Origin of the sequence: Daejeonella rubra, assembly GCF_900103545.1 — a bacterium.
Taxonomy (GTDB): domain Bacteria; phylum Bacteroidota; class Bacteroidia; order Sphingobacteriales; family Sphingobacteriaceae; genus Daejeonella; species Daejeonella rubra.
This window is the reverse complement of record NZ_FNHH01000003.1, coordinates 84706-106704: the sequence shown is the minus strand read 5'-3', so window position 1 is coordinate 106704 and position 21999 is coordinate 84706. Positions and strand designations below refer to the sequence as shown.

Below are 21999 nucleotides of genomic sequence, written 5' to 3'. Positions count from 1 at the left end.
TTTAGTGTTGGTGACCAGTGTGATCTTCTTTTTCTTCTTTTGCGACTAAGTTCATTTTGCATTCCGGACATTTTCCGGGTTTATCACTAAGTACTTCCGGGTGCATAGGACAGGTATATGTCGTACCTGGTGCATGAACTGATGTAGAGTCAGTAGATTTATTTTTGTCTGAAGTACTGTTTGAATTGCAAGCTGAAATAAATATGGCGACTAAGGCGATAGCCGTCAGAATTAAACTTTTCATTGTGTTTGTCTTTATTAGTTATTAATTAATTAGTAATTGCAACTGCAGTTATATCCATTATTTGGGTATGATGGTTCTTTTGCGGCGTTTTCGATCGTTAGTTTTCTTATGCTACAATTTCCGGATACTTTAAAGGATGTGCTATCATCCAGGGCAAGTACAGCAGTACTAAATAGGATTGAAATAGCCACACCAAACAATGAAGTGGTTCTCATGATTTTTTAAAAACGGTCAAGAAAGAAATAAAGGATTTGGCACGAAATGCCTACGTCAAACTATGGAATTAGCTTGAACTTTAAAGAATGTTATTATATACGGAAGGTACAATTTCGGATAAAAACAGGGGTGTTATCCGTAGTTGGTGGGGCATTCGACAGAGGCTGATCTTCTGTTATAGAAGAGGTGTAAACCCTTGGGATCACAGAATATTTGTGCCAAGCCAGATCTGAACTAAAGGTTTTAAATTGATAAAAATTATCGGAAAGCTTTTGCGCACTGTCAACTTTGACCAGCTTACTTTCATGCTTGCAGCAATCTTGCGTAGTGTCTGCCTTCATGCTGCATTTATCACAGGTTTTAGATTCCTTAGATAAAAAGCCGGATTCAATTAACTGCCCCATGCAATAATGAAAATGCATAGTGGCTCCGGATGAGATACCCAGATAAAAAACCGCTAATATGGAGACAATTAACTTTTTCATTTAAACTTCTACAAAGATCAGAAAAAAAGACGTGTTTTTCCATTTTTTCGTAATCATTTTATAATGTCGAACTTTCACATACTAAAACTGACTTCGCATAAGGTTGATGATACTACCATAAATTACAATTAGGTATTGTTTTTTTGAGCTTGGATTATAGATTAGATTGTAAAGTGCGTTTTCTGGTGGTAAAGATTTTGATTTCATGTTTTATTATTTGAAATCAAAAGTATAGGTAGGCTTAGAACGCGACTATTACGGGTAATTTGTATAGAAATTCGTTCGGATGAAAGTAAGGATTGTTATATCACTAGGCTGCCGTAGCCATTTCCTCACAAGCCTCAGCACACCTTCGGCAGGCTTCAGCACACTCCCTGCAATGATTCATACCCCTTTCAGCATGCTTTTCACACTCTTCTGCACAGGCATAACAAGCGTCTGCGCATATCCTGCACATGTGGGCACTGAATTCACTACCAAGGCTCATGACTTCTGCCGCTGAACGACATAGGACGGCACATTCAAGATCCAGTTGAATGCAGCGAGCCATCATTTTAATATCTTCTTCTTTTAAACATTCAGTAGCGCAATGGCTACAAGCTACTGCACACGCCACACAGGCGTCAATGCAGTCTTGGAATTTTTGATGTGACATAATTAATGTTTTATAGGTAAATTGATATGATTATTTACCATCTGACAACAGCCATTCCTGTAGTTCTTTTATTTCTGCCTGCTGGGCATCAATAATTTTTTGTGCCATAGTTTTCATACTTGCATCATGACCATATATTAGTTCCAAGCGTGAATTTTCGATAGCTGCGTGGTGATGGCCAATCATGAGCATAGCAAAGTCGTGGTCGATATCTCCATTGATTACCTGTAAGTCAGCCTGTCTCCCACTTTTTTCCATTTCCTTCATCATCTGATCAGTAAATTCCATAGACATCATATGTGGGTTATGCACAGCCAAAAACGTTTCTAATTGTACGATTTCCGCCTTTTGAGCATCAATGATTTTTTGGGCGATTTCTTTCATTTTTGGATCATCTCCGTTTTTCAATTCGGCACTAGACATATCAATGGCTCCCTGATGGTGCATTTTCATCATCATAGCAAAATCATCATCCGGGTCTTTGCTCATTGGCATTGCCATCATTTTAGTCATCATGCTATGCATAATACTCATCATTTGGTTTTGGTCATGATCCTGAACCTTGATTTTATTATCATCGTCTTTACTACATGCCTGAGTGAACAGTATTAGACCTACTACTGCAATAATTTTAATTGTATTTTTCATAAATTTTTAGTTTAAATGTAGATGTGTTTAAATTGATATGTATTTATAAACTGAAATTTAGCCATATCAAAAGCTCCCTGATGATGAGATTTAATCATACATATCAGGTCATAGTCTGCATTTCCAGCCATGATCAGCTTTAGCAAGTTGATCAGCGTAATGAAAGCCTAATTGCCGCCTCTCCTTTCATATCAGAATTTCATGATTATTCATGTAACTCTTTATACGACAATCCATATAGGGTTTTGTTCTGATTTTTTATCTTTTCAGAACTATGTCAGATCGATCAACAACCGAGAAGGAAATATGCAGTTTTGTTCAAGTAAACTAGAAAACATCAATTCAATGTCAGACTTGACGTTTTAATGTTTTTCCTTCGCCCCCGCCAACTGAGAAAATAACCTGGGCTCTGCCAGTTTTATCAGGGGACGAAAACCACGCTATCGTTAACAATCGACATAATCAAGAGCTATATGTATTAACAAGCCGATTGCCATGATACGCAGTCGTGGAAAGATTAATAATACAGCATAAACACCAATTGCAATGTAAGAATGCAAAGGGTGAAATCCAATACTGCATCGGTCGGGATCATAGATGGGATTAGCCAGTAAGTGATCCAGGTCTACTGCCATTGTTGCGATCATAATCAGCCACGCTTTGTATGTCAGTTTTTTATAAAACAGAACTGCGATCAGTGCGGGAACTATAAAATGGAGAGCAATGTGTAACATGTCTATAAGTTCAACTCATTAAGATTTCACTTTTAACATACTTGCATTGATTGCTACAACAATGGTGCTAACAGTCATGAGTACTGCCCCAGCAGCCGGACTCAATAACACTCCCTGATTGTACAGTACACCAGCGGCCAGAGGCAATGCGATAACATTATAACCCGTTGCCCAAACCAGATTTTGCATCATCTTACGATAAGTGGCCTTGCCAAATAAAATCAGGTTAACCACATCCTTTGGATTACTATTAACCAAAATGATCCCGGCGGTTTCAGCGGCTATATCGCTTCCACTGCCTACGGCGATACCAACATCTGCAATGGCTAAAGCAGGCGCGTCATTCACCCCATCGCCTGTCATGGCTACAAACTCCCCTTTACCCTGCAGTTCCTTTATTTTTTCCAATTTCTGGTGAGGCAATACCTGAGCCATAAAACTATCCATTCCCAGTGTTTCACTTACGCTCTTAGCGACTTTATCGTTATCACCAGTAAGCAGAATAGATTTAATATTGTTCTGCTTTAGGGTTTTAATGGCTTCTGCGGATTCAGGCCGTATCTCATCTGATAATGCAATGAAACCCGCCAATGCATTATTGATCAATACAAAGACCACTGTTTCAGTATCGTTAACTTCGAAACTGTCAGGGATGGGAATGTTGTTTTCTTTCAGGTAGCCCGGACTAACTACCAAAATCTTTTTGCCTTCTACCGTAGCTTCAACACCTTTACCAGTAATAGCGTTGAAATTTTCAGTTGCAGGAATAGGGAGTGATAATTCTTTAACCTTTTGCAGGATGCCTGTGGCTATAGGGTGTTCTGATTTTTGTTCTAATGCAGATGCCAGGCGAAGGATTTCGTTTTCAAGAAGTTCCTTTTGCAGTGAAACAACTTTGGAGACCTCAAATTTCCCTACCGTAAGCGTACCTGTCTTATCAAATACGATGGTGGTGATCTTTCGCGAATTTTCAAACGCTGTTCTGTTCTTGATCAGTAAGCCATTTTTTGCAGATAGGGCAGTTGATTTTGCAACAACCAAAGGCACTGCCAATCCTAAAGCGTGCGGACAGCAAATTACTATAACTGTAACCATTCTTTCCATAGCAAATGCCAAGGATTGTCCTGTTAAATACCAATATAAAAATGTACCTATACCCGAAACCAGAGCAATTAAAGTTAACCATCTTGCTGCCTTATCTGCCAGCAACTGGGTTTTAGATTTGGACTTTTGAGCATCATCTACCAGCTTGATTACCTGCGATAGATAAGAATCTTTTGCTGCATGGGATACGGTAACTTTAATGGAACCATTCCCATTAATGGCGCCTGCAATTACATTATCCCCTTTCCCTTTTTGTACAGGCTTTGATTCACCTGTCAGCATGGATTCATTGAGGTAACTTTCTCCTTCCAATACTACTCCATCTGCTGCCACTTTTTCGCCGGGTTTAACCAGAATAATGTCATTCTCTTTTAACGTGTCGGTCTTTACATCATGCATCATATCCGGCATCACCATGTGCGCATCAACGGGCATCAATTGTACTAACAATTCCAGCTCTTTGGATGCGCCAGCTATAGATTTCATTTCGATCCAATGACCTAAAAGCATGATGAGAATCAGGGTTGATAATTCCCAGAAAAAATCCATCCCCTGCAAGCCAAATACAACAGCTACACTATAAACATATGCAACCGTTATGGCAAAGCCAATCAAAAACATCATACCTGGATTCTTAGCCTTTACCTCATCAACTAATCCTTTTAAAAAGGGCCAGCCGCCATAAAAAAACACAATCGATGATAAGGCAAATAAGATGTAGGACGAACCTGTAAACTGCCACTCTACACCAATGAACTGCTGTATCATTTCCGATAAAAGCATTATAGGAAAAGTAAGTGCCAGCACAACATAGAACCGCTTTTTGAAATCAGCGATCATCATGGCGTGATTGTGCCCTTCGTGACCCATTGTCGGGTTAGATCCATGCTTCGTCTTGCTATGGGCCATTTTTGAGTGGTCCATTTTTTCTTTTTTAGCAGGTTTTTCTACATGATGCTGATGTTTCATAGTTCTTGATTTTAGAGATCATCAAATGTTAGAGCCTGTTTTCATTTTCAGGAAGATAAATAGCCATGGTATTAATTATCAACTTTACTTTCGTGACGAACTATGGCTGACCATGATCTTCCATTTTCCGTCAATTTTCTTTAGTACGGAAGTGGCTACCCCTTTCCGTTTTATTTCGAAATTATCTTTGGCTACTACAATGGTATAGTTATAGGTTTCGGTAGCAAACGCATAATCTCCATCAACTTTCACATCGGCTTTGTAATCACTAAAAGTAAAAGACTTGAATACCTGTAACTCAGGCCCAAGGTGATGCTCCAGGTAATGTACATAGGTGCCTTCGATTCCACCGGATTCATAAATTTTAGAATCCGCTGTAAAAAGCAATTCTGTACCTGCAGCGTCTAATTTCTGAATAGCATCATGATATTTTCTAAGAACCATCTTTGCTGCTTCGACCTCATTGGTTTGTGTAAATGCAGTCACATATAAAAACAGCATACTAACTATTAAAGTTATTTTTTTCATTTTTTTTCATTTTAATTAATGTTAAAATTCTAGTAAGTAAGGGTTAATCCACCCCCAAACCCCATGTCGCTGTCGTAGTGAGTGGATAAATTAAAGTATTTTGTTACAATGTACCTTAGTCCGGTGGTATATTCTTTATCTGTATTACCAGAAATGTTCAACCTTAACCTTGGCGCTACTGGAATATCCTCTCGCGATAATTGAAAACGAAGTTTGCCTTTACTATCAATTCTCTGTTCCGCAATAAATAACATGGGAAGTGTGTACTGTATACCGGCTACAAAAGCTTTTCTGTTGGTTTGATTACTAATTTGACCAAACATGTTTTTTTCACCTTCGTTTCTCATTGTATTTCGATGATAATCAAAGCCAATAAAAGGGAATATCCATTGGTTCCTCCCTAAGTACCTTCCAAAATTCGTTTCGCTCTCGTTACCATGCATTGCATCTAAACCGAGTCGCCATTCGGTAGATAGCTTAAAACGAGTACTCGCCAGCATGAATTCGCCATCGCTGCCATTACTTTCTAGCCCGACTGAGCCCATTGCATGAAATTTTCTGTCTTCCGAGTTTAATCCACGCTTAGCTACTTTAGGATTGGTAATATCGGTTTTATCAACCAGTGGATTATCGTAGGAAAAAACTTTGCCCATACCGCTCATCATGTGGTATAAAATATGGCAATGAAAGAACCAGTCACCACCCCGTTCATTTGCGTTGAATTCTATGGTGTCTCTTTCCATAGGCATGATGTCAATGACGTTTTTCATGATGGCGTTTTCACCTTGGCCGCCTAATAGTCTGAAGTCGTGGCCGTGTAGGTGCATAGGATGGCGCATCATACTGTTATTGAACAAAATTATTCTTACGTTTTCACCTTTTCGTATAAGTATTTTATCGCTTTCCGAAACTACTTTGTTATCAATGCTCCAGACATAACGGTTCATATTACCCGTCAGATCAAATTTTATCTCTCTCCAGGGGCCTACAGGTAAAGTGGTTTTTTCAGGAGCCCGCAACATTTCGTAACTAAGTGAGACCATGTCAGAGTTGGTCTCATCCATGCCTGCCATAGGTGTCGTTTGTTTCTTACCGGCTCTCCTTTTCTCCATTCCTTCCACCTTTTTCGCGCTGCGGATTTCTTCTCCTGTAATCTCCGGATACATTACCGTGTTCATGTCCATTACCTGGTTTTTCATCTCCATTCCTTCCATCTCAATTAAGTTGCCATTCATGTCCATCATGTCGTTCATCATCCTCATCCCTAAAAAATATTTGGGCCGATTCCATCTTACAGCAGGCACTTTCTCGCCGCTTCCGAGCCACAATGAAGTAAATTTTGTCCGATCTTCCGGTGTTGCAAGAAATTCGTAACTCTTGTTTTCAGGAATAGTTACAACAACATCATAGGTTTCTGAAACAGCTATAATTAACCGGTCAACTTCTATCGGTTCCACATCATTGCCATCGGTGGCTACTACTGTAATTTTTCCGCCAGAATAGCTAAGCCAGAAATAATCGGACGCCCCACCGTTTGCTATGCGCAACCTTACTTTATCACCCGCTTTAAATTGTGGCTGATGGATTTGATTTCTACCGTTAATTAAAAGACTATCATAATAAATATCAGTTAAATCCATCGCATTCATCCGCTTCCATTCATTCTTCACTTTTGTTTTAAACCAACCCAACTTTATTGCTTCTAAATAGGTTTGCTCAGCACCTTTTCGCACTGCAAACCAATCGGTAGCCGCATGTAAACTACGATGGGCCTCATCTGGTTTCATATCCAGCCATTCACTAATAATTACGGGGATAGTTGGTATGTCCCATTCCTCTCTTTTGTTCATAATAAAAGAACCGTACATACCCAATTGCTCCTGCAGACCACTGTGGCTATGGTACCAGTGGGTACCGTGCTGAATAATGGGAAACTTGTACACGTAAGTGGCGCCGGGTTTTATAGGCATTTGTGTAAGGTATGGTACCCCATCCATTTTGTTGGGTAAAAACAGCCCGTGCCAATGCAGCGAGGTTTCTTCTTTCAGCCTGTTGTGTACATATATTTCAGCAGTATCTCCTTCGGTGAAAGTGAGTGTAGGCATGGGGATTTGTCCATTCACGGCAATAGCCCGTTTTGGTTTTCCCGTGAAATTCACCATGGTGTCGGCAATATATAGGTCGTAACGAACAGTTCTTGGCGGAGTTTTATTAGAGATGGTTTTAACGGGTCCAAGATTAGCTTTAGCTATTTGGATCGCATCAATCTCTTCGGCAGCTTCTACGGTGTCCGTTTCTGTCATGGGCATCTCATGCTCCTGATGATTTTCAGCTGGCTCTGAAACAGGTTCAGCCTTGACAGGCGTACTCTCTTTTTTCGCTGGCATGGTCATTCCATCCATATTTCCCTTTTTAGCAGGCGGAGTTTTCTTAACAGGCGAAGGTGTCGCACGTTTGGGAGCGGCAGATTTTTGCACTACCAATTTCATTCCGCATTTAGGGCAGTTTTCAGGCTTATTTGATTTTACCTCAGGATGCATGGGACAGGTGTATACCACAGCCGATTGTGGGGCGGGAGCTATTTTTACGGGACTAGCTGCTTTAGGCATCGGGGCTGTTTTAACAGGTGCTGGTGCCGGAGGCTTAACAGCTTTTGTTTTCTGTAATACGAGTTTCATACCACATTTCGGACAATTACCTGGTTTGCCGGATTTTACTTCCGGGTGCATCGGGCAAGTGTAAACAACCTGCATTGAAGCGGATAGTGAATGTAAATGCACTGGATACTCCGCATACAGTCCTTGCTGGAAAAAAAGCACGATGACAAGTAATAATAGCTTATTCATAATTGTTTTATTTAGAAATTTCATCTTTGGATATTTCTATCCAATCTTTTAATAGGTTTCTATCCGTTTTTGAAAGATTAGCAGCCCTGTGTATGAATGTATAAGATGGCAGGGGCATACTCTTATCCTCAATAGATCCTTGTATGGCTTTTAATTTACTGAGCTGCCTTCGCTTGGAATAGTTCCCAAATTCGTCAAAATTCAGCTCCGCTTTTCCTTCCTCTATATGCCAGGCCATCCACCAGGCCCCGGGCTGCAGCGTAGCATACCAGGGATAACGGGTATTGTTACTATGGCAATCATAGCAGGAGTTTTGCAAAATAGCTTGCACATTTTCCGGCACATTGATTACGCTGGCTATGCCCCCGGTTGAAGCCTGCACGCTTTGATTGCGTGCAGGCTTAACAAACTGAATTATAACCATTATAATCAATAAGACAATTAGTCCTATTTTTGTTCTGCTCATCGAATTTAATTAAGCTCTTCTTTTACTAATCCGCATGTCGACATAGCTAGTCCGAAATAGGGGTTCTTCACTTCCTTGGTTTCACTTAGCCAGTTAGCACCTTTGTTATTATTATACATAGGACAGTGGGTATAGTACAGCTTTTGTCCGGCACCCGTAGCTTTAACCAATTCATATACCTCTTCGCTTAAGGTTTCAAAATGTTCCCGCTGATGAACCAGGTTACCGGCATTGGCAGCGATGTGGTCGGCATGTTCTATTGCATCGGCTTCAACATCAGTAAACACCTGCCTTTGTTCCGGCGTTAGAGCTGTTTTATCCATCGCTTTGAAGGCACCAGCTAATTCCGTTGCAATCGCAGCAGCTTCTTTATCGTTATCATTTGTAAGCGCATTTTTAAGCCTAAGGTATGCTGATAATATTTCGCTGGCGGGCTTCTTATTAACGGTCGCTTCCGTAGCGGCTGTTCCCATGGTCGAGGTACTGTCAGATGCTTGTTTATCGGATCCATTATTATTACACGCAGCAAAAAGGATCGTTACTAGTGTTAGACTTAAGAGAAAATTTTTCATATTCTTAATTTTTTAATTTGTTGTACCGGAACGCCTCTTTTAAAAAGGAACCGGAATGATTTAATAAAGTTCTAAGGGAAATATTAGATTTTTTAGCATAGAGTAAAGCATAGGATTATTTTATCCTATGCTTTATGACTAAAATTTATTTTATGGTTTCTACAACCTTCCCACAGGTAAGCATAGCGTTGCCGTAATAGGGATTTTTAATTGCAGGTTCTTTGCTAAGCCAACTCGCTTTTTTCATCGGGCAATACGCCTTATAAATATCACCGTGACCTAGCATTGTAACTTTGGCTAAGGCTGCCATGTTTTCAGAGAAAGCCGAGAAAAGTTCTCTTTGCTTTTTCAGATCTTTAGTGCTGGCAATAGCAGAGGCATCCTTAACAAGTAACGCCCGGTTGGCATCTGGAAGGTTTTTAGCATCAACGGATCCTGCCGCTTTAACGAATTGAGCAGCATGGGTTGCCGCAAGGTCAGCCTTGCTAGCCACTAAAGCATCTTTAATTGCATAATAATGGGTAAGCACGTCAATGTGTAAGGGCAATCTATCCAGTGCAAATGTTTGCACCAGTCCTGCTGCAATGAATGCAACTATAAAAAATATCTTTTTCATTTTGAAATGATTGAAATGTTTAAAGCAAATAATTCTTTACATGGCTCAAATAATGACCATGGGTATCAAACTTTAAACAAAAATCAAATCAGGAAGCTCTGGATAGCAATTCGGGTATCCGCAATGGGCGGATGGTGATTTCTTACAAAATATTTATTACTTGGTTTGTGAAGATAAGAGATCAACACATTTATATTGAAGGGGGTATTGAACGGTAAAATAGCAAGCGGAGGCTGTAAATTATTAAAGGATGGCGGGATACGCTTTTCACTTTTTTCAAATTTAGCCACCTCATCTTTACAGCAATTATCATCTGGGCTTTCCTGGGAGTTGCTAACTTGTTTATGATGGTCTGCAGGAGGCCCGTGATGGCTTACAGGCTCCCGATGATGATCAGCCGAAGCAGTATGCTCATGGGATTCGCCATGCTCATGACTATTTTGTTGTTGACCTACCGTTTCTTTATGATGATCAGCGTTAAAAGTCTTGTCTAATCCGACAGAACAAGCAAATCCTACAACCGTACTCAATGAGAATACGATTAGCAAAAAAGCTGCTTTAAACTGAACGGATGAAATTTTCATTAAAATATATTCGCCTAATAATTTTAGTTGATGCATCAAAGATACTTATCAATTGGTTTATTCTGCTATAAAATAGATTGAAAATTTTGTATAATTACAGAGATTAAGAGTTGCGAATCCAAAGAAGGTTGATACACTGGCTTGAAAATCAGTAGTTATTAGGTGAGGTTTTCCGGAAAATCCGATTGTCAAGTGTACAGGCAATTCAATCTGATCACCGTCTGAGGCGGGCCGAACACTTAAAGCGCCCTAGCTTCTGACATAAGAAAAGAAGTCACGGAAATTAAGAACAAAAGACAAGAAATACTAGTGGGAGCTTCAAGGCTCCTTTTTTCTTTTATGATTATATATTAATCATTTGCACAAAGTTAGGCTCAGGGGCTGCTGTAGCGGACAAAAGCTTCCGGCATAAACACTCGTATCCTTCCCTCCAGTCCATTTATTCCTTTTCCTTTTGCCCTTAATTGCCCTGAGCCAACCGGAGCACCATAATTAATTATTTAACATTTTAAACTCTCTAATTATGGAAAAGCTTCAAAATCAAATTTCATTGCTTCATGTATCTGAAATCAGTGTGACTTACAAGCCAATATTTAAAGCTTCTGAAAGGCCAGTTATAAGTACTTCCCAAGATTGTTATAACATATTACTGCAAAACTGGGATATGAATAAAATTGATTTATTAGAGCAATTTAAAATCCTTTTATTAAACCGAGCTAATAAAGTGCTAGGAATATATGAAGTTTCATCAGGAGGGATGGCTGGAACGGTGGCCGATCCTAAGCTAATCTTCTCAGCGGCTTTAAAAGGCTGTGCAAACTCAATCATTCTTGCTCACAACCACCCTTCAGGCAGTTTAAAGCCAAGTCAAGCAGATATTAGCCTTACTCAAAAGCTCAGAACTGCTGGAAATTTTCTGGATATTGATGTTTTAGATCATATCATCCTGACCAGTGAAGGATATATTTCCTTTATTGAAGAAGGGCTAATGTAGCCCTTCTTCAATAATTTAGCTGAATTTGAGTAATTCACTTGGGGTAACATTCAAGCCCTTCTTTCTCGACTTTCGATTTTGCCATGTTTAAAAGCCGGTTTTTTACAACGATTTCTTTGATTGACGAATGCATAGCGGTAGCCATTCCCGAAAGGGACATTAAACAAGCCAAAAGAAAAAAGCCATAAACTTCATGATGCAAATAGCGTAATTTTGAGGCATAAGTTTTCTGAGACGGATTTATCTCTGTCTGAGCGTAATGCGATTACTCAAAGATCATTGGTGTCCGGTTAAAACCAATATATAGCTTCAAATCTATTTGTACTAACGGGAAACGTTGTTTCTGTCGGGTTGTCTCAGAGGTAAGCCCCCTGCTTAAGTTTTAAAAAGGGTAAGCTGATAATCGGGTTGTGATTCTTTATAGCCTATGAGTGACCTTTCGGGGTTAATCAGGAATTGCAGCAAATCAATATAAGTGCCTAAATGTTGCCGTATCAGTCCGGCAACATTGGCAAATGACCATTTTTGTTTTCTGCGTTTATCGGCTCTGTCCTTGACGATCTTGATCAAAAGATCGGCAATCAGGGCGCACCAGATCTGTATCTTGATGGCGTTTTGATTATCTCCAAGGAAATTAGTCAGCTGAAAGTTTTGCTTTAACCGTTTAAAGAGCAACTCGATCTGCCATCTCTGTTTATAAATGCCGGCAATAGTCATGGCACTGAATTGCTGGTTATTGGTCAGGAACTCAAAGGTCTTACCGGACTGTTTATCGTAATAGGTAATGATCCTGGCCTGTTGCACCCGGACCCTTGTTTGGGGTTTACCTAAGGAAATGCGCTTATCGCTGATGACACCCTGCCGTTTTTGCTGTTCGCTTACGGGGTTTTCTTCCAGCAAGGCCCAGTAAGAACATTTGTTCAGCCGGGTCACCCAACTTACCCCCTGGCCGGTCCAGGCTTCCATCGGCAAGTAATTGTTATACCCTTTATCCATTACCAGGATAGAGCCTGAAGGCAGCTTTAGTTCTGGCATGATGCTTTTATCTGCACCTGAAGCTGCCCCCAGGCGAACAAAACAAGGCACGTCATCTTTGACCCTGATCAGGGTATGTGCTTTCACCCCACCTTTTTTCTTCCCATTGGCCATCGCGTTTCCACAAGCTTTAAAAACCTCAGAAAACAGAGTTATTGTCGTGGAATCGACAATAAATAACCGATCCCTGATCTTGCCTTTGATCCGGCTGTCCGGTAAAAAACCAACATAACGGTTTCTCAGGAAATGAAAAAGGTCACTAAAGAAATCCACGCTCCGACGCTTATTGGCATCCGCAAGCGTGCTTCTGCGGGGCGTACTAGTTATACCCAGGTGGCTCAGACGGGATGAGCCGGCCTGTAAACCGGTGATAAGCTCCCGTAAGGACGTGCAGTGGTGGAAGCCACTAAAAAGCATTGTCACCAAATGATCAAATGCCTTAAACTTTTTGCAATAACGGTCAGCACTATGTTTAAGCGCTAATTGTTCCACCTTGGAACGGGGTATAAAACAAAGTAACTGATTGAACACCGGCTGTCCGGTAAAAAATGTACTTTTGGGCATAGTCTAAATTTGTGGTGTGGTAACTTCAAATCTATACTAATCAGGGGCTTCGGCCCCTATTTTTTTGCCTTTTTTGTTCTTTAACGGACACCAATGACTCAAAGATCACCAGACATGTATCAGGAAAATAAAGAAACTAAATTAATCAGTAAAGGCGTGAAGCCCACTGCTATGCGTTTGTTAGTGATGGATGTGCTGTCTAACCAGGAAGCTGCAATTAGCCTTGGCCAATTAGAACAATCTTTTGAAAAAGTGGATAGAATAACCCTATACCGTACACTAAAAACCTTCGAAAATAAAAATGTAATACATAGTATTGATGACGGCTCAGGTGCAATAAAATATGCTTTGTGCGTGGAGGGATGTGAGTGTCATCCGGAAGATCTCCATGTACATTTTCATTGTACAAAGTGTAAAAGAACTTACTGTCTTCCTGAGATTATTATACCTGCTATCAGTCTTCCCAAAAAGTTTGTATCGAAGCAAATTAATATGGTAATCAAAGGTTTGTGTGGGAAATGTACAACCTAAATGACAATTGCAATACTATTGCATGGTATCTTATCCTATATTTGCAATCTAATGAGATCTTTAACTTTCATAATGGCAATAATGGTGCTTGTACTAAGCTGCATTCCCTGTGCGGAAGCAGAAGTATTTGCTGGCAAATATGAAAGCAAGACACTACTCTTCAAGAGTGATACGCAAAATTTGCCTATCAATTCAGATGCCTGTTCCCCCTTTTGTACCTGCTCCTGCTGTTTGGGCTTTTCAATTGCAGCAACTGTATCACCTTCCTTTAGTTTAATGTACACTTGTAGGCAGAAAATTTATAGTTCTTATTATCCCAAAATTATTTCTTCTATATCATTGTCAATCTGGCAACCTCCCCAATAGTAATGTGATCCTGGGTATGTGTTAAGAGGTGCGATAGGAATTATCTGCACCAACTTATTTATCCGTTTCTCTCAAAGAAACAGTTTTAAATAAAATCCCAAATACAAGCCCATAATATTCAACATTTATAACAAGTAATACTCATGCTGTAACTAATGCTATTGGTTCACACATTTGAGTTTACATTCAACACCTCAAGATCAGTAAAGCATATGTTTAATAAAATCATTTTATTCTCCATAAAGAATAAAATAGCTGTAGGCCTGATGACCCTGGCGCTAATAATATGGGGAATTTATTCATTAACAAGGCTGCCTATTGATGCCGTACCTGACATTACTAATAACCAGGTACAGGTCATTTCACAGGCACCAAGCTTAGGGGCACAGGAAGTCGAACAATTTATCACGGCTCCCATTGAATTGGCAATGGCGAACATTCCGAATGTGATTGAGAAACGTTCTATCTCAAGGTCAGGCCTTTCGGTGATTACGATAGTTTTTACGGATGAAACAGATATTTACTGGGCACGACAACAGGTAAGTGCCCAATTAAAGGAAGCAGAGGGAAAAATACCGTTAGGTCTTGCAGAACCTGCATTAGCACCTATTACTACGGGCTTAGGAGAAATTTATCAATATGTACTTCATGCAAAAAAGGGATATGAAAGCAAGTATTCAGCTACCGATCTGCGAACTTTGCAGGATTGGGTTGTCAGAACACAATTAGCCGGAACAAAAGGGGTTGCCGAAGTGAGTGGCTGGGGAGGATACGTCAAACAATATGAAATTGCCCTGGACAATGATAAACTCAATTCCTTTAATATCACTGTTCCAGAAATCTATGAGGCCCTTGAAAAAAATAATGAAAATACAGGCGGCTCTTACATTGAGCAACAAAGTAATTCATATGCAATCCGTGGAATAGGCCAGGTAAAGACACTTGCCGATATTGAAAGAATCGTAGTAAAAAATTCAGGTGGGGTACCTATCCTGATCCGGGATATAGGAATGGTACAATTTGGCAGTGCAACCCGCTATGGCGCCGTAACGCGCAATGGAGAGGGAGAAGTTGTAGCTGGGATCACCCTGATGCTGAAGGGCGAAAATTTTAATGAGGTTATTAAAAATGTAAAGGAACGTGTCGTTCAAATTCAAAAATCATTGCCCGAAGGCGTGGTTATAGAACCCTTTATTGATCGTACAGAATTGGTTGGACGTGCTATCAGCACGGTACAGAAGAACCTCATTGAAGGTGCACTGATTGTTATTTTTATCTTGCTCCTTCTGTTAGGTAACTGGCGGGCAGGTTTAGTGGTAGCATCTGTAATCCCACTATCGATGCTGTTTGCCTTTGCTATGATGCGCCTGTTCGGTGTTTCAGGAAACCTGATGAGCTTAGGAGCGATTGATTTTGGCCTGATCGTAGATGGGGCGGTGATTATTGTAGAGGCCATTGTTTTCCGTTTAACAGAAAGCAAGCTTTTTCCCGATAAGCCACGGCTAACTCAAAGCCAAATGGATCAAGAGGTTTTTACGGCCTCTTCCAAGATCCGTAACAGTGCAGCTTTTGGCGAAATAATTATTCTTATCGTTTATCTGCCCTTATTGTCTCTGGTGGGGATTGAAGGGAAAATGTTCAGGCCGATGGCAGAAACTGTTGTTTTTGCCATTCTCGGGGCATTCATATTATCTATGACCTACGTGCCGATGATGAGCGCCCTATTTCTTAGCAAGAATACAGTGCACAAGCGTACTATTTCTGATAAATTGATGGATCGGCTCCGGGATGTTTACCAGCCTGCTTTAGAAAAGGTGCTGAAGTTCAAAAAACTCACTGTTGCCGCTACTTTGTTGCTGTTTGGATTTTCACTTTGGCTATTTAGTGGTATGGGCGGCGAGTTTATTCCCCAATTGGATGAAGGAGACTTGACTGTAGAAATTGCAATGGCGCAGGGAACATCGCTCACGCAAGTAGTAGAAACCTTTGGCAAAGCAGAAAAAATTCTCAAAAGCCAGTTTCCTGAAGTAAAACAGGTAGTTACACGAATTGGCAGTTCAGAGATTCCAACAGACCCAATGCCGGTAGAGCGTGCTGATATGATGGTGGCCATGAAACCCAAAGCCGAATGGGTAAGCGCAGATACCAAAGAAGAGATGGTAGAAAAAATGGAAGAAGCACTCTCTGTATTACCGGGTGTTAACATAGAAATTACCCAACCTATGCAGATGCGTTTTAACGAACTTATGACCGGTGTCCGCCAGGATGTTGCCATAAAAGTATATGGTGAAGATCTAGACGTGCTGACCCAACAAGCCAACCGGATAGCGAAATTAATTGCCCCAGTTGACGGAGTAAGTGAACCAATAGTGGAACGGGTAAGTGGACTACCACAGATCGTTGTAGAATATGACCGGGATAAGATTGCCCAATATGGATTAACCATCAGTGATGTCAATTCGATACTAAGAACGGCTTATGCCGGACGGGTGGCAGGGGTTGTATTTGAAGGCGAGAAACGCTTTGATATGGTGGTTCGTTTGCAAAGGGATTTAAGACAAAACATAAGCGGTATAGACAACCTGTTTATTCCCCTGCCGTCCGGCAATAAAATACCCTTAAGCCAGATAGCTTCGATATCCCTGAAAGAAGCCCCGGCGCAAGTTTCAAGAGAAGATGGAAAACGGAGAATTTATGTAGGTTTTAACGTTCGCGGGCGTGATGTGGAACGTACCGTAGCTGATATTCAGGAAATAATGAATGAAAAACTTAAACTTCCGCCGGGTTATTATGTGACTTATGGCGGACAATTTGAAAATCTGGTTGAAGCAAAGAAACGATTGGCCATAGCGGTACCGGCCGCATTAATTTTAATCCTCGGGCTGTTATATGCAACCTTCCGGTCTTTTACTCAAATGTTCCTTATTTTTACTGCCGTTCCTTTATCTGCAATAGGTGGTGTTTTTGCACTGCTTGCCAGGGGGATGCCTTTTAGTATTTCGGCAGGTGTAGGATTTATTGCACTGTTTGGTGTTGCAGTGCTAAATGGTATTGTACTGATCGGCTATTTCAACCAACTGAAACAGGAAGGAGTTACAGATATATATAAACGGGTAATTGAGGGTACGAAGGTCAGGCTTAGGCCTGTAATTATGACCGCTGCCGTGGCATCACTTGGTTTTTTACCAATGGCCTTATCGGCGGGAGCCGGTGCCGAAGTACAAAAGCCTCTTGCTACCGTTGTTATCGGGGGATTGATCTCTGCTACATTTTTAACCCTTTTCGTCTTACCCTGCCTTTATATCCTGTTCTCGGGTAGAAAAATAAAAATCAGTAAAGCCAGGAAACCATTGGTGATAGTTTTTTTATTGGTTCTATCAGGGTTTGGAAGTTTTAGCACGGCACAAGCTCAAACTGCGCCGTTAACCTTGGACAGCATTATCTCACTGGCAATAAAAAACAATTTGCAAGTCAGGTCTGCAAATTTAAGTGTGGATCAGGCTAGGGCCTTACAGAAAACAGGGTTTGATCCTGGTAAAACAGAATTTACACTTTCACAAGACCCGTCCGGAGGCGGAGGAAGCGACAACTCTTTGGGCGCGACTCAGGCTTTCGCCTGGCCGGGACTTTACAAAAAACAGCGGACGGTACTAAACCTGCAAACCCAGCTCGCAGAAAAATCCAGAAACTTTACCCAGGCAGAAATTATAAGGGCTACAAAAATAGCCTATTACGGCTACCTGTTTAGTTTGAGAACACTTCGTACTTTGGATTTTCAGGATAGCGTTTATCGGAACTTTATAAATAAATCGGAGATCAGGTTTAAAACCGGTGAGACCTCCAACCTGGAACTGATCACCGCCCGAAACAAATATCAGGAAGTGCAGGCATTAAAAAAAGCAGCTCAAACAAACCTCAAAATTCAGGAACTCAACATACAGCAATTGCTTAACACCCATGTTCCAGTTCAATTGGCGGAAAACGACCTGCCTATATTATTGCTCAATGACCCGGGTACAGACTTTGCAAGCGGTAATCCACTGGTCGGGTATTATCAGCAACAAATTGAAATCGCAAACGCCAGGATCAAACTACAGCAATCAAGAGCTATGCCTGATCTTACTTTGGGGTACAGTCAGCAATTAGTTATCAAATCATTTGATCCTGCTAAAATTAACCGGGGATACACCCCAGGTACACGAATCGCAGGTATCCAATTTGGAATTGCCGTTCCTCTGTTTAATGGAGCGGGACGTGCGAGGGTAAACAGTGAAAAATTAGCAGCCCAGATTGCCGAGACAGATTACCTGCGTATTCAAGGACAATTCCAGACCCAATACCAGCAGGCATTACAAGAGTACGCCAAAAATAAACAGATGGTGGATTATTATACCTCGTCAGGCCTAAAACAGGCCGATGAACAGCTTCGTATCGCACAGGTTTCTTTTGACTTGGGAGAGATTGGCTATATTGAGTTTATTCAGAATGTTTCATTAGCCATACAGAGCAAGCTTACCTATCTGGAAACGGTAAATCAATTAAATCAATCGGCCATTCAATTACAATATTTAAAAGGAGAATAATCAGATGAAATTACCAATCAATATAAAGCAGGGATTAAGTGCTATCCTGGTATTGCTGATCATAGGTACAATGATAACGGCGTGTACCAATGGAAAAGAAAACCAATCAGAAAATACGGCAGAAAGCCATGCAGAGGAAGAACCTGCCGAAGGCCTGGAGCTGTCTAATGCGCAATTGCAGGCAGTGGGTATAGTTATCGGGAAGATCGAGCACAAGAACCTCTCTGCTGTTGTAAAAGCAAGCGGCACGTTGGAAGTGCCCCCTCAAAATGAAGCCCAGGTGAATGCCCTTTCAGGTGGGGTGATTTTCAGAATCAATGTAATGGAAGGCCAGAAAGTTAGTAAAGGGCAAATTTTAGCTATTATAGAAAACCAGGAACTGCTCAAAATACAGCAGGATTATCTTTCCGCAAAAAATGGATTTACCTATGTAGATGCAGAGTATAACAGACAAAAGCAATTAAAAGAGGCAGGAGCTGGTACCGGGAAATCATTTCAGCTTTCACAGGCCAATTACAATTCCGAACTATCAAGGATAAAAGCCTTAGAACGCCAGCTCCAACAACTTGGCATTTCACCTAAACAAGTTGCTACAGGTAATCTGACCTCCCGGTATCCTATCATTTCACCAATAAAGGGTACTATAGGAACTATTAGTGCTCAAACGGGTTCCTACGCTCAGCCTGGCACATCCCTTATGGATATAGTGGATAACTCCAAAATACATGCAGATCTAATCGTATATGAAAAGGATCTATCTAAGATAAGGGTTGGACAAAAGGTAAATTTCCAGTTGACCAACCAAAACAATCAGCTAATCGAAGGTAAAATCTACGGTATCAACAAATCCTTTGAAAATGACAGTAAGGGAGTTGTGGTACATGCTGTTATAAACCAACCAGGGGGAAACTTAATTCCGGGAATGTATGTAACCGGTTTGATTAATGTGGGAACTGAACTTTTAACTGTAGTTCCTGTGGATGCCGTAGTAAAGGCAGAGGGAAAAGAATACATTTTTGTTGTAGAAGAAGGCACCGAGAAAAAGCAACATGGATCTTCCGAAGGTGACGAAGAAAAAGAAGCAGCAGCAGCCATACATTTCAAAAAAGTAGAGGTAGCTACGGGTGTTTCAGAGCTTGGTTATATTCAAATTACACCTTTGGAAAAACTAACCGAAAACGCACAGATAGTTACAAAGGGAGCATTTTATTTGCAATCAAAATCAATGGGCTCAGCTGAAGAGGAATAATACAATGATTATAGTAACTCAAATATCACAACTATGACAGACGCTAATAATAAAACCCTTTTACAAGTGGATGAACCCAAAGCCGAGGGTTTAGAAACTGAAGGAGCTTTATCAATTGAACAATCGTCCGTGGGCAAAACTGATGAAAATAGCTGGAAGGCTCATTGGGATTTGCTGCTTTCATTTCTTATCCTCTCCATTATACTGATATTGGAATACGGCTTTAAGATAGAATTATCAAGGCCATTTGCCTTAGTTGTAAACGGTATTGCCTATTTATTGGCAGGCCGGGGAGTACTCGCATTGGCATTCCGAAAATCAATACGTGGGGACATATTTAATGAATTTGTTTTAATGAGCGTAGCCACTATTGGTGCATTCTGTATAAGCGAGTTTGAAGAAGGCGTAGCCGTTATGCTGTTCTATCAAATAGGAGAATGGTTTCAGAATGCAGCAGTCAACAGGGCCAAAAGAAGCATTAAGGCATTACTGGATATTAGGCCGGATGAAGTAACCGTAATTAGAAATAATAACACCGGTGTTGTAAATCCATCGCAGGTAAATATCGGGGAAACTATAATGATAAAACCAGGTGAAAAAGTAGCATTAGATGGTGAACTGATTTCCGAAAATGCCTCGTTCAACACAGCAGCACTTACAGGTGAAAGCAGGCCGGACACAAAGTATAAAGGTGAACGGGTCTTAGCGGGAATGATTAATCTAAATACGGTATCGGAAGTGAGAGTAACAGCGGCTTTTAAAGACAGCAAGCTAAGCCGCATTCTAGAAATGGTACAGGATGCAACAGCCCGCAAATCACAAACGCAATTGTTTATTTCAAGGTTTGCAAAAGTTTATACGCCTATTGTTTTCTTTTTAGCCTTGGCTCTTGTGGTGATTCCCTATTTTATACTAGATAGCTATCATTTCTATTCATGGTTTTACAGGGCGTTGGTATTCCTTGTAATCAGTTGCCCATGCGCATTGGTCGTATCTATTCCGTTAGGTTATTTTGGAGGTATTGGACTGGCTTCGCGCAACGGTATTTTATTCAAGGGCAGCAACTTCTTGGATGTTATGACCAGGGTAAACACCATTGTAATGGACAAGACCGGCACACTAACCAAAGGCGTTTTCAAAGTACAGCAAGTTGTGCCGGAAGGCATAGAAGCTAAAGAATTGTTAAGGCTAACTTCTGCGTTAGAACGCAATTCCACGCACCCTGTAGGTAAGGCAATAACAGATTATGCTCCCAATATAGAGGATAACACGAAAGCTACAAACGTGGAAGAAATTGCAGGGCATGGTTTAAGAGGTACGATTGATAATAAAGAAATATTGGCGGGCAATTTAAAATTGCTAAAAAAATATTCAATAGACTATCCAAAAGAAATTGAACAGATAGTTGACACTATTGTAGTGGTAGCAGTTAGCAATCGTTATGCAGGGTATATAACTATTGCCGACGAAATTAAAGAGGATGCTGCATCAGCTATCAAAGCAATGCACGATCTGAATATTAAAACGGTTATGCTATCGGGAGACAAGCAAGCAGTTGTCGATCATGTTGCCAGGCAAATCGGTCTTGATGAGGTTTATGGGGATTTACTACCCGAAGGGAAAGTAGAAAAAGTACAATGGCTAAAAGATCAGGGAAGGCATATTGCGTTTGTGGGAGACGGCGTAAATGATGCCCCCGTAGTAGCCCTGGCAGATGCCGGTATTGCAATGGGAGGTTTAGGAAGTGACGCGACAATTGAAACAGCAGATATAGTAATCCAGAACGACCAGCCTTCAAAAATTGTTTCAGCAATTAGGGTCGGGAAGATTACCAGGAATATCGTTTGGCAGAATATTTCTTTGGCTATGGGTGTAAAAATAGTTGTCCTCATCCTGGGGGCCGGAGGGATAGCGAATTTGTGGGAAGCTGTAATTGCGGACGTTGGAGTTGCATTACTTGCTATTTTGAACGCTGTAAGAATTCAACGGATAAAATTATAGGTAACAATA

20 protein-coding genes are annotated in these 21999 nt (G+C 40.8%); 6 read left to right on the top strand and 14 right to left on the bottom strand.

All coding sequences use genetic code 11. From position 1 onward, the window contains the following. Position 1 precedes the first annotated feature (1 nt). The 13 genes from BLR27_RS18900 to BLR27_RS03125 all read right to left on the bottom strand — a co-directional run bounded on the left by BLR27_RS18900 (position 2) and on the right by BLR27_RS03125 (position 10703). Positions 2 to 106, bottom strand: coding sequence for a heavy metal-binding domain-containing protein (locus BLR27_RS18900; protein ID WP_407641179.1), 105 nt, complete (start codon positions 104 to 106; stop codon positions 2 to 4). 167 nt (positions 107 to 273) lie between these two features. Then, positions 274 to 459, bottom strand: coding sequence for a hypothetical protein (locus tag BLR27_RS18390; protein WP_143007690.1), 186 nt, complete (start codon positions 457 to 459; stop codon positions 274 to 276). A gap of 93 nt (positions 460 to 552) precedes the next feature. Next, positions 553 to 945, bottom strand: a complete 393-nt coding sequence (locus BLR27_RS03175) for an HYC_CC_PP family protein (protein WP_090699773.1) — start codon at positions 943 to 945, stop codon at positions 553 to 555. 310 nt (positions 946 to 1255) lie between these two features. Further along, entirely contained in the window at positions 1256 to 1333 is a 78-nt protein-coding gene (locus tag BLR27_RS18685; protein ID WP_245704424.1) for a four-helix bundle copper-binding protein, read from the bottom strand. Positions 1334 to 1630: 297 nt separating this feature from the next. Then, entirely contained in the window at positions 1631 to 2248 is a 618-nt protein-coding gene (locus BLR27_RS03165) for a DUF305 domain-containing protein (protein ID WP_090699765.1), read from the bottom strand. A 446-nt stretch (positions 2249 to 2694) separates the two neighbouring features. Next, entirely contained in the window at positions 2695 to 2982 is a 288-nt protein-coding gene (locus BLR27_RS03160) for a DUF6122 family protein (RefSeq protein ID WP_090699760.1), read from the bottom strand. An 18-nt stretch (positions 2983 to 3000) separates the two neighbouring features. Next, positions 3001 to 5055: a copper-translocating P-type ATPase gene (locus BLR27_RS03155; protein ID WP_090699756.1), complete on the bottom strand. Its 2055-nt coding sequence runs from the start codon at positions 5053 to 5055 to the stop codon at positions 3001 to 3003. An 84-nt stretch (positions 5056 to 5139) separates the two neighbouring features. Beyond that, a complete protein-coding gene (locus BLR27_RS03150) occupies positions 5140 to 5583 on the bottom strand; it encodes a nuclear transport factor 2 family protein (RefSeq protein ID WP_090699751.1) in 444 nt (147 codons plus the stop codon). Between the two features lie 29 nt (positions 5584 to 5612). Further along, complete coding sequence (locus BLR27_RS03145; RefSeq protein WP_245704414.1) at positions 5613 to 8429, bottom strand: multicopper oxidase domain-containing protein; 2817 nt, start codon at positions 8427 to 8429, stop codon at positions 5613 to 5615. Between the two features lie 7 nt (positions 8430 to 8436). Next, positions 8437 to 8895 (bottom strand): heme-binding domain-containing protein, encoded by a 459-nt coding sequence (locus BLR27_RS03140; RefSeq protein WP_090699741.1) that lies wholly within the window; start codon positions 8893 to 8895, stop codon positions 8437 to 8439. Between the two features lie 5 nt (positions 8896 to 8900). Beyond that, the gene (locus BLR27_RS03135) at positions 8901 to 9467 is read right to left on the bottom strand and encodes a DUF3347 domain-containing protein (RefSeq protein ID WP_090699737.1); all 567 of its coding nucleotides are present in this window, start codon (positions 9465 to 9467) and stop codon (positions 8901 to 8903) included. A 145-nt stretch (positions 9468 to 9612) separates the two neighbouring features. Beyond that, the gene (locus BLR27_RS03130; protein ID WP_090699734.1) at positions 9613 to 10083 is read right to left on the bottom strand and encodes a DUF3347 domain-containing protein; all 471 of its coding nucleotides are present in this window, start codon (positions 10081 to 10083) and stop codon (positions 9613 to 9615) included. An 83-nt stretch (positions 10084 to 10166) separates the two neighbouring features. Next, entirely contained in the window at positions 10167 to 10703 is a 537-nt protein-coding gene (locus BLR27_RS03125) for a hypothetical protein (RefSeq protein ID WP_090699729.1), read from the bottom strand. A 487-nt stretch (positions 10704 to 11190) separates the two neighbouring features. Here BLR27_RS03125 and BLR27_RS03120 point away from each other — a divergent pair, with 487 nt between their 5' ends. Further along, positions 11191 to 11661, top strand: a complete 471-nt coding sequence (locus BLR27_RS03120) for a JAB domain-containing protein (RefSeq protein ID WP_090699726.1) — start codon at positions 11191 to 11193, stop codon at positions 11659 to 11661. 375 nt (positions 11662 to 12036) lie between these two features. Here the strand turns inward: BLR27_RS03120 and BLR27_RS03115 are convergent, their stop codons facing one another. Next, positions 12037 to 13260 (bottom strand): IS4 family transposase, encoded by a 1224-nt coding sequence (locus tag BLR27_RS03115; protein ID WP_090699723.1) that lies wholly within the window; start codon positions 13258 to 13260, stop codon positions 12037 to 12039. Between the two features lie 93 nt (positions 13261 to 13353). Here BLR27_RS03115 and BLR27_RS03110 point away from each other — a divergent pair, with 93 nt between their 5' ends. The 5 genes from BLR27_RS03110 (at position 13354) to BLR27_RS03090 (ending at position 21990) form a co-directional block, all read left to right on the top strand. Next, complete coding sequence (locus BLR27_RS03110) at positions 13354 to 13791, top strand: Fur family transcriptional regulator (RefSeq protein ID WP_245704412.1); 438 nt, start codon at positions 13354 to 13356, stop codon at positions 13789 to 13791. Beyond that, complete coding sequence (locus tag BLR27_RS18895; RefSeq protein ID WP_407641177.1) at positions 13792 to 14157, top strand: DUF6660 family protein; 366 nt, start codon at positions 13792 to 13794, stop codon at positions 14155 to 14157. 212 nt (positions 14158 to 14369) lie between these two features. Beyond that, entirely contained in the window at positions 14370 to 18740 is a 4371-nt protein-coding gene (locus tag BLR27_RS03100; protein WP_090699714.1) for a CusA/CzcA family heavy metal efflux RND transporter, read from the top strand. A 4-nt stretch (positions 18741 to 18744) separates the two neighbouring features. Further along, positions 18745 to 19989, top strand: a complete 1245-nt coding sequence (locus tag BLR27_RS03095; RefSeq protein ID WP_090699711.1) for an efflux RND transporter periplasmic adaptor subunit — start codon at positions 18745 to 18747, stop codon at positions 19987 to 19989. 33 nt (positions 19990 to 20022) lie between these two features. Continuing rightward, the gene (locus BLR27_RS03090) at positions 20023 to 21990 is read left to right on the top strand and encodes a heavy metal translocating P-type ATPase (RefSeq protein WP_090699707.1); all 1968 of its coding nucleotides are present in this window, start codon (positions 20023 to 20025) and stop codon (positions 21988 to 21990) included. Positions 21991 to 21999: the final 9 nt, after the last annotated feature.

Coding starts and splice junctions, on each gene's coding strand:
- BLR27_RS18900 (WP_407641179.1), bottom strand. CDS start 106: ATGCACCCGGAAGTACTTAGTGATAAACCCGGAAAATGTCCGGAATGC.
- BLR27_RS18390 (WP_143007690.1), bottom strand. CDS start 459: ATGAGAACCACTTCATTGTTTGGTGTGGCTATTTCAATCCTATTTAGT.
- BLR27_RS03175 (WP_090699773.1), bottom strand. CDS start 945: ATGAAAAAGTTAATTGTCTCCATATTAGCGGTTTTTTATCTGGGTATC.
- BLR27_RS18685 (WP_245704424.1), bottom strand. CDS start 1,333: ATGAATCATTGCAGGGAGTGTGCTGAAGCCTGCCGAAGGTGTGCTGAG.
- BLR27_RS03165 (WP_090699765.1), bottom strand. CDS start 2,248: ATGAAAAATACAATTAAAATTATTGCAGTAGTAGGTCTAATACTGTTC.
- BLR27_RS03160 (WP_090699760.1), bottom strand. CDS start 2,982: ATGTTACACATTGCTCTCCATTTTATAGTTCCCGCACTGATCGCAGTT.
- BLR27_RS03155 (WP_090699756.1), bottom strand. CDS start 5,055: ATGAAACATCAGCATCATGTAGAAAAACCTGCTAAAAAAGAAAAAATG.
- BLR27_RS03150 (WP_090699751.1), bottom strand. CDS start 5,583: ATGAAAAAAATAACTTTAATAGTTAGTATGCTGTTTTTATATGTGACT.
- BLR27_RS03145 (WP_245704414.1), bottom strand. CDS start 8,429: ATGAATAAGCTATTATTACTTGTCATCGTGCTTTTTTTCCAGCAAGGA.
- BLR27_RS03140 (WP_090699741.1), bottom strand. CDS start 8,895: ATGAGCAGAACAAAAATAGGACTAATTGTCTTATTGATTATAATGGTT.
- BLR27_RS03135 (WP_090699737.1), bottom strand. CDS start 9,467: ATGAAAAATTTTCTCTTAAGTCTAACACTAGTAACGATCCTTTTTGCT.
- BLR27_RS03130 (WP_090699734.1), bottom strand. CDS start 10,083: ATGAAAAAGATATTTTTTATAGTTGCATTCATTGCAGCAGGACTGGTG.
- BLR27_RS03125 (WP_090699729.1), bottom strand. CDS start 10,703: ATGCATCAACTAAAATTATTAGGCGAATATATTTTAATGAAAATTTCA.
- BLR27_RS03120 (WP_090699726.1), top strand. CDS start 11,191: ATGGAAAAGCTTCAAAATCAAATTTCATTGCTTCATGTATCTGAAATC.
- BLR27_RS03115 (WP_090699723.1), bottom strand. CDS start 13,260: ATGCCCAAAAGTACATTTTTTACCGGACAGCCGGTGTTCAATCAGTTA.
- BLR27_RS03110 (WP_245704412.1), top strand. CDS start 13,354: ATGACTCAAAGATCACCAGACATGTATCAGGAAAATAAAGAAACTAAA.
- BLR27_RS18895 (WP_407641177.1), top strand. CDS start 13,792: ATGACAATTGCAATACTATTGCATGGTATCTTATCCTATATTTGCAAT.
- BLR27_RS03100 (WP_090699714.1), top strand. CDS start 14,370: ATGTTTAATAAAATCATTTTATTCTCCATAAAGAATAAAATAGCTGTA.
- BLR27_RS03095 (WP_090699711.1), top strand. CDS start 18,745: ATGAAATTACCAATCAATATAAAGCAGGGATTAAGTGCTATCCTGGTA.
- BLR27_RS03090 (WP_090699707.1), top strand. CDS start 20,023: ATGACAGACGCTAATAATAAAACCCTTTTACAAGTGGATGAACCCAAA.